We start from the raw sequence: 6,300 nt of genomic DNA on the forward strand, positions 1-6,300 counted from the left end.
CAGAGGCGCGGGGAAGAGGGGCACGAGGATCTCCTGACGGATCTCCTCGGCGATCTCGTCGTCGGTCCGCAGGAACACCTTGAGGAGATCGGCGCTGCTCGCGGGCGCGATCCTCTACCGCAAGGCGCGCGCCTCGGCCTGACATCCCCGCGAACGGAGCGGGCCCCGCCGATGCGGGGCCCGCTCCGTCATGTGCCTTCTCCCAGTGCCCCGTCCCCGCTCACCACGTGGCCCGCACCTGGCGGATGATCCGCCGGCGCAACCGCACCTTGCGGCTGCCGTCGCGCAGCAGGCTCAGACGGTGCAACTCCCAGTGTCCGTACTCCGCGTGGTCCGTCAGCAGACGTGCCGTCTCCTTGCGGGAGACCCCGCGCGGGACGTACACGTCGACAAATTCGTATTCCGGCATCGCATCTATTGTGCGGGCTGGGGCCCGGTACGGATAGCGTCTGCACTATGTCTGATGCTGCGCAGCCCACCGCTGCCGAGGTACGCGCCGCCGCCGAGGCGGTCAAGACCGCGCTCGACCGCCACCTGGCCGCGGTCGAAAGCCGGTCGGGGGAGGACGACCCGGCCGTGTTCGAGGCGTTCAACCAGCTGGCCGCGGCCGCAGAGGTGTACGACGAACTGCTCTACGACCGCTACGACGAGGTCACGCCCTTCGAGATCCCCGGTGCGGAGGACGCGCTGCCCCCGTACACGGGCCCCGAGGAACCGAACGCGCTGAGCGTACTGATCCGTCGTGACTACGCCGTCGCCGAACCGCAGCGCCTGCTGGCGCAGGCCGAGCGGATCGAGGCGGCGGAGGGCGATGACGGCACCCCGGCCTCCGGGACCGTGCACGGCGCGCTCGGGCTGCTGTTCGGCGAGTTCGAGCCCGACGAGATCGCCTCCCGGCACAAGGAGTTCGGGCTGGAGGAGGGCGACTCCACCCTCTGGGTGACGGCGGCGGACGAACCGGCCGAGCCCGGCGAGTGGCTGGAGGCGCCGTTCGAGCAGGTCGATCCGCAGCAGGTGGTCTGCCGCTTCGACGTCAGCGCCGTCTTCGACGACGAGATCGACGACGTCGACGACGAGGACGACGCGGACGGGGACGATCTCGAGGACGAGCTCGACAGCGACCTGGACGAGGACGAGGAGCTGGAACCGCTGGACGCGGACCGCCGCTGAGCGCGCACGACGGTGATCACGGGGGTGGTGGTCAGAGGCCCGGGCGCCTTTGACCACCACCCCCGTCACGTGCCGCTGATCTGCGGCGCGAGCAGCATCGGAAGCCGGGTCGTCCGCGGCTTCGCCGGGACCTCGGCGACGGCCCGTGGCAGTGCCTGTTCCACCCCGTGCACCACGGACAGGTGCCGGTCGGCCCGCCCGAACGCCGTGTACACCCACGGCCTGCTCAGCGCCTGCGCCGCATCGCCGGGCAGCACCACGACCACCGCGGGCCACCGGCTCCCCACGGCCTGATGCGCGGTCAGCGCCCACCCGTGCCGCACGGACTGCTCCACCCGCTCCTTCGGCACGACGACGGTCTCGCCCTCACAGGACAGGTGCAGTCCCTCGGCGTCCGCCGTCACCACCCGGCCCGGCAGCGCACGCCCCGGGGCGGGGGAGTGGACGATCCGGTCACCCGGGTCGAAGCCGCCGAAGCGGCCCGGGCCCGGATTCAGCCGTTCCTTCAGCGCCGCGTTGAGCGCACGCGTCCCGACGGCTCCGCCGTGCCCGGGGGCGATCACCTGGGTCTCCTCGGCCGGTACACCGATCGCCCGGGGCACCGAGTCCGCGACGAGCTGCACCGTCCGGTGCACGGCCTCGCCCGCGTCCCGCACCGGCACGATCACGACTTCCTTGCCGGGGGCCTCGACCTGGTTCAGCTCGCCGATGCCGATACCGGAGACCAGCTCGCCCAGCGGCCCCGGATCCGGCCGCCGCGAAGCCACCTGGGGGCAGATCCGCGCCGCGAGCAGATCCGCGAACACCCGCCCCGGACCCACGGACCACAGCACCGCCGGATCCCCGGCCAGCACCAGCCGCGCCCCGTCCGGCAGCGACTCCGTCAGCAGAGCGGCCGTCTCGACGTCCAGCTGCGGGGCGTCGAGCACGACGAGCAGATCGAGATCGAGGGTCCCGTCCGTGTCGCGGCCGGGCCCTTCGACGCCGGCGAGCAGCCCGGAGACGGTGGCGACGGGGGCGTCGCCCGGTCCGGCCGGGGGCCCGTCGGCTCGGTCGGGGACGTCCGCCGCCGGACCGGACCGGCGTAGCAGGGCCGCGAAACGGTTGCGGCCGATCGGGCCGTGCGCGGCCGCCCAGGCCCGCAGCCCGAGGGTCCTCGCGGCGTTCAGCAGTGCCGCGGGCTCGGGCAGGGACGCCTCTCCGCCGGTGTGCAGCACCAGGCCCTGGCCGGCCACCGCGCGGATCAGCTCTGCCGTAGACCCCTGGGCCGCGTCGGCCGCCCGCTGCCAGTCCTCGGCCGAACCGTCCTGCTTGGGTACCGAGTTGACCAGCCGGGCCAGGCCGTCGGCCAGGCTCTCCTCCGCCATCGCGTACCGCTCCAGGCCGACCAGGACCCGGACCGGACGCTCCACGTCCTCCTCGTCTCCTTCCGCGGCCGGCCGGACCGGGGCGCCGGCCTCCTCCTCCGGGGCGTCCTGGAAGACCAGCGCCTCACCCTCGGCGATCGCGTCCTGCACGGCGCTGTCGGGCTCCGGAACGCCACGCTCGGCCAGGGCCGCGAGGAGCGCCGGCATCTCCAAGGCGGTGTGCCCGGCCAGCGCCGCCTGCCCCAGGAGCCAGCCGGTGACGGCCCGGCCGCGCCGCTCGTCGTCCGGCCCGCACTCGGCGCCTAGCAGGGAACGCGCGAAGCCGTCGGCCTGCTCGGGCCGCACGCCGGGGGTCCGCAGCAACTGCCAGGGGTCTGCGCGCAGTTGATCGTCGGCAGCCTCGCCGAGGGTCGCGGCGATCTGCGGTGCGAGCACCTCCGGGGCGCCGCCCTCGGCGAGCACCCGCCGCACGGCCTGGACCGCCTCCGGTGCGGGGGCCGGCGACGCGGTGTCGGGCCGGGGCGCCACCGGCTGCGCCCGTCGTTCCGGCTCGGGGGCGGAGCGCCGGGGGGCGGGCCGGGACTCCTCGAACACGGTGGCCGCCGGCTTCTCGCCGCTCTCGACGGCCCGTACGGCCGCGAGCAGATCGGCGGCCTGGCCACTCAGCTTGGTGCCGCTCTCGATCGGCGCCTTCTTCTCGGCCTTGCGCTGCTCGATGCGCTCCCGCTCGGCCTGCTGGGCCCGCAGCTCGGCCTCCGCCTCGGACACCTGACCGGCGCCCGCTTCGCTGCTCTCGGCTTCGGACGTCTGCCCGGCGCCCGCTTCGGCGGCCTCCGCCTCGGGGCCCTGTCCGGCGCCCTTCGTCCCGGAGGTCTGCCCGGCTCCGGCGTCCCCGCCCACGGTGTCGGGTACCTGCTCGGTTCCCGGCGTCCCCGGCTCCGCGTCCTCCGTGGTCTCGGGCTCCGTGCTCACAGCGTGCTCCAGTCGTGATCGGGACGTCAACCTCGTGCCCAACCAGACCCGCGGCATCGAGCGCCAACTCGCCGACGGGGTGCGCGGATTCATGCTGGACATCCACCAGACCCCCGACGGCGCGATCCTCTGCCACAACAGCTGCACCCTCGTCAGCAGGCCCGTCGCCCTGTGGGTGGATCTCCAGCGCATGGTCGACTTCCTGAAGGCCCACCCCGACCAGTTCGTCACCGTCTTCCTGGAGGACTACGTCGACCCGGCCGTCCTGCGCAACGAACTCGCCCGTGTCAACGGCCTGTCCGACGTGCTATACCGGCCCGATCTCACCGGCGTGCGGCAGAACGGCTGGCCGACGATGGCGGACCTCGCCGCAGCAGGCGACCGGCTGCTGGTCTTCACCGACCACAGCCGCTCCGCCGACCAGGCCGCGGGTCTGACCCGGGACAGCTTCGGGGTCATGTACCAGCGCGAGTGGACCGTCGAGAACTACTGGTCGATGGGCTCGGGCCTCGGCACCTCCGACTGGTCCTGCTACAGCCGCTGGTACGGCGCCGACACCAACATCCCGCTGACCCGCACCGAACCCGGATTCCGCCCGCTGTTCGTCATGAACCACTTCCGCGACGTCCCGCTCACCGGCACGGCCGGCACGGACAACACCAAACTCGCCGACCGCGCCCAGAGGTTCTGCCAGCCGGCCGCCCGCAAGAAGCCCACCTTCCTCGCCGTGGACCACTACGACCGCGGCAACCCGGCCTCCGCCGTCACCACCCTCAACTCGTACACCTATCCGTAAACCGACTTCGCCGGTCCGCGTGCCGTGTGTGAGACTCCGCCGATGAGCTCACAGACGATCACCGCGGACGCCGCGGGCACCTGGAAACTCGGCGACCTGCCCGTCCACCGCCTGGGCTTCGGCGCGATGCGGCTGACGGGCAGCGCCGCCTTCCACCACGGCACTCCGAGCGACCGCGACCGGTCGATCGCCGTCCTGCGCAAGGCGATCGACCTCGGCGTCAACCACATCGACACGGCGGCCTTCTACTTCTCGTCGCTGCGCTCCGCCAACGAGCTCATCAACAGCGCGCTCGCGCCGTACCCCGACGACCTGGTCGTCGTCACCAAGGTGGGCCCATACCGTGCCTACGACGGGGAGTGGGGCACCTCGGCCCGCCCCGAGGACCTGCGCGGCCACGTGGAGGAGAACCTGCGCCAGCTCGGCCGGGACCACCTCGACGTGGTCAACCTGCGCCGGATGCCGCAGTACGACTCGATCGCCGAGCACTTCGGGGCACTCGCCGAACTGCGCGAGGCGGGCCTGATCCGGCACCTCGGCATCTCCAACGTCACGTCCCGGCATCTCGCCGAGACCCGGGCCATCGCACCCGTCGTCTGCGTCCAGAACCGGTACGCGCTGGACCGCCCCGACCCCGCCACCGACGAACTGCTGCGTCTGTGCGGTGAACAGGGCATCGCCTTCGTGCCGTTCTACGCCGTCGCCGGTGAGGCCGCCGAGCAGGGCGCCACCACCGCCCACGACGACGACGTCCGCGCCGTCGCCCGGACCCATGGCGCCAGCCCCGCCCAGATCCGCATCGCCTGGACCCTGCACCAGGGCCCCCACGTCCTCGCCATCCCCGGCACCGGCAACCCCGACCACCTCAGGGAGAACGTGGCGGCGGGCGCGATCCGCCTCACGGACGAGGAGCTGATCCGGCTCGACAAGCCGCGCCACGACGCGGGTTGAGTGACCTCTACACGGCCCAGACGCCCTCCCGCATGAGATGCCTGCGCGGCATCTCGTGCACCTCGTACCACGCCTGCACCGCACGCGGCCGCACCCGGAAGAACGCGTACGACGCGTGGTCCTCGCGCGGATCCCAGCCGGTCTTCGCGCGGAACGCCTCGATTGCCGCCGGCGGGACCTCCCGCATCGGGTAGGTGCGCACCTCACCGTCGATGAGCACGACGTCCCGGGTGTCTCCGAAGGCCAGCCGGGTCCGCCCGCCGTCCCGCAGGTGGCGGCCGGTGGGGTTGGTCAGCCGGGTGCACAGCCACACGGCCTCGTCATGCCACACGAACGACAGCGGCACCAGGCATGGCATCCCCTCGGAATCCGCCGTCGCGACCCAGATGTCCATCTCCCGCTCCAGCCTGCCCAGCAGGTCGGCCTTGCGCTGCTCGGGGGTGCGGGGTTGCTCGGCGATCTTCATGCACGCGACGGTAGCGAGCATCGACGCCCGGCACCTCGGGCCACAGTCCTAGGCCGGGGGTTTTACGGGCCCTTTCACGGCCCGTCCGGGTCGCGTGGTCTGGCACCGCACCTCGCCGGGTTGCCGAAAAGCCCTGCGTGAAGGCTGCCGCGAACCTGGTTGGCGTCCCACGAGTTTTACGTATAACCTCTCCGGTCAACCGCCCGCTCCGAGAGGCTCCGATGAGACGTATCGCCCTGGTCACCCTCGTCGTCGACGACTACGACGAGGCGATCCGCTTCTACACCGACGCCCTCGGGTTCCGGCTCGTCGAGGACGCGCCCCGGCCCGAAGGATCTCGCTGGGTCGTCGTCGAACCCGGCAGTCCGGGGTCCGGCACCGGTCTGCTGCTGGCCCGCGCGAAGGGGGAGGCTCAGGCCGCCCGGGTCGGGGACCAGACGGGCGGCCGCGTCGGGTTCTTCCTGCACACCGACGACTTCGCCCGCGACCACGCCCGCATGCGCCTCCGCACACGGCAACGCGCCCCGGCCACGGACCACGGCCGGAGCGCGTCACACCACGTCAGAACTACTCGGCGT

6 protein-coding genes and 1 pseudogene are annotated in these 6,300 nt (G+C 72.7%); 4 read left to right on the top strand and 3 right to left on the bottom strand.

The features are described from left to right. Window positions 1–220 precede the first annotated feature (220 nt). A complete protein-coding gene (locus ABZ281_RS32760) occupies window positions 221–409 on the bottom strand; it encodes a DUF5703 family protein (RefSeq protein ID WP_010045410.1) in 189 nt (62 codons plus the stop codon). Between the two features lie 47 nt (window positions 410–456). On the opposite strand from ABZ281_RS32760, the gene ABZ281_RS32765 reads away from it, so the two are divergent. Beyond that, window positions 457–1,170, top strand: a complete 714-nt coding sequence (locus ABZ281_RS32765; protein ID WP_356661424.1) for a hypothetical protein — start codon at window positions 457–459, stop codon at window positions 1,168–1,170. 65 nt (window positions 1,171–1,235) lie between these two features. On the opposite strand, the gene ABZ281_RS32770 is transcribed toward ABZ281_RS32765, so the two are convergent. Then, window positions 1,236–3,509, bottom strand: a complete 2,274-nt coding sequence (locus ABZ281_RS32770; protein ID WP_356661426.1) for a helix-hairpin-helix domain-containing protein — start codon at window positions 3,507–3,509, stop codon at window positions 1,236–1,238. Between the two features lie 25 nt (window positions 3,510–3,534). Here ABZ281_RS32770 and ABZ281_RS32775 point away from each other — a divergent pair. Then, window positions 3,535–4,305: pseudogene (locus tag ABZ281_RS32775) on the top strand (PI-PLC domain-containing protein); the annotation flags it as partial. A 42-nt stretch (window positions 4,306–4,347) separates the two neighbouring features. Continuing rightward, on the top strand, window positions 4,348–5,256 hold the full coding sequence (locus ABZ281_RS32780) for an oxidoreductase (protein ID WP_356661428.1): 909 nt from the start codon (window positions 4,348–4,350) through the stop codon (window positions 5,254–5,256). 7 nt (window positions 5,257–5,263) lie between these two features. Here ABZ281_RS32780 and ABZ281_RS32785 read toward each other — a convergent pair whose 3' ends face one another. Then, window positions 5,264–5,722, bottom strand: a complete 459-nt coding sequence (locus ABZ281_RS32785; RefSeq protein ID WP_356661430.1) for a pyridoxamine 5'-phosphate oxidase family protein — start codon at window positions 5,720–5,722, stop codon at window positions 5,264–5,266. Window positions 5,723–5,943: 221 nt separating this feature from the next. On the opposite strand from ABZ281_RS32785, the gene ABZ281_RS32790 reads away from it, so the two are divergent. Further along, a partial coding sequence (locus tag ABZ281_RS32790; RefSeq protein ID WP_356661432.1) for a VOC family protein occupies window positions 5,944–6,300 on the top strand: 357 nt, incomplete at its 3' end.

Source organism: Streptomyces sp. NPDC006265 (assembly GCF_040613555.1).
Taxonomy (GTDB): Bacteria; Actinomycetota; Actinomycetes; order Streptomycetales; family Streptomycetaceae; genus Streptomyces.

Bases quoted from the DNA above. Each gene is read 5' to 3' on its own strand.
- ABZ281_RS32760 (WP_010045410.1), bottom strand. From the start codon at position 409: ATGCCGGAATACGAATTTGTCGACGTGTACGTCCCGCGCGGGGTCTCC.
- ABZ281_RS32765 (WP_356661424.1), top strand. From the start codon at position 457: ATGTCTGATGCTGCGCAGCCCACCGCTGCCGAGGTACGCGCCGCCGCC.
- ABZ281_RS32780 (WP_356661428.1), top strand. From the start codon at position 4,348: ATGAGCTCACAGACGATCACCGCGGACGCCGCGGGCACCTGGAAACTC.
- ABZ281_RS32785 (WP_356661430.1), bottom strand. From the start codon at position 5,722: ATGAAGATCGCCGAGCAACCCCGCACCCCCGAGCAGCGCAAGGCCGAC.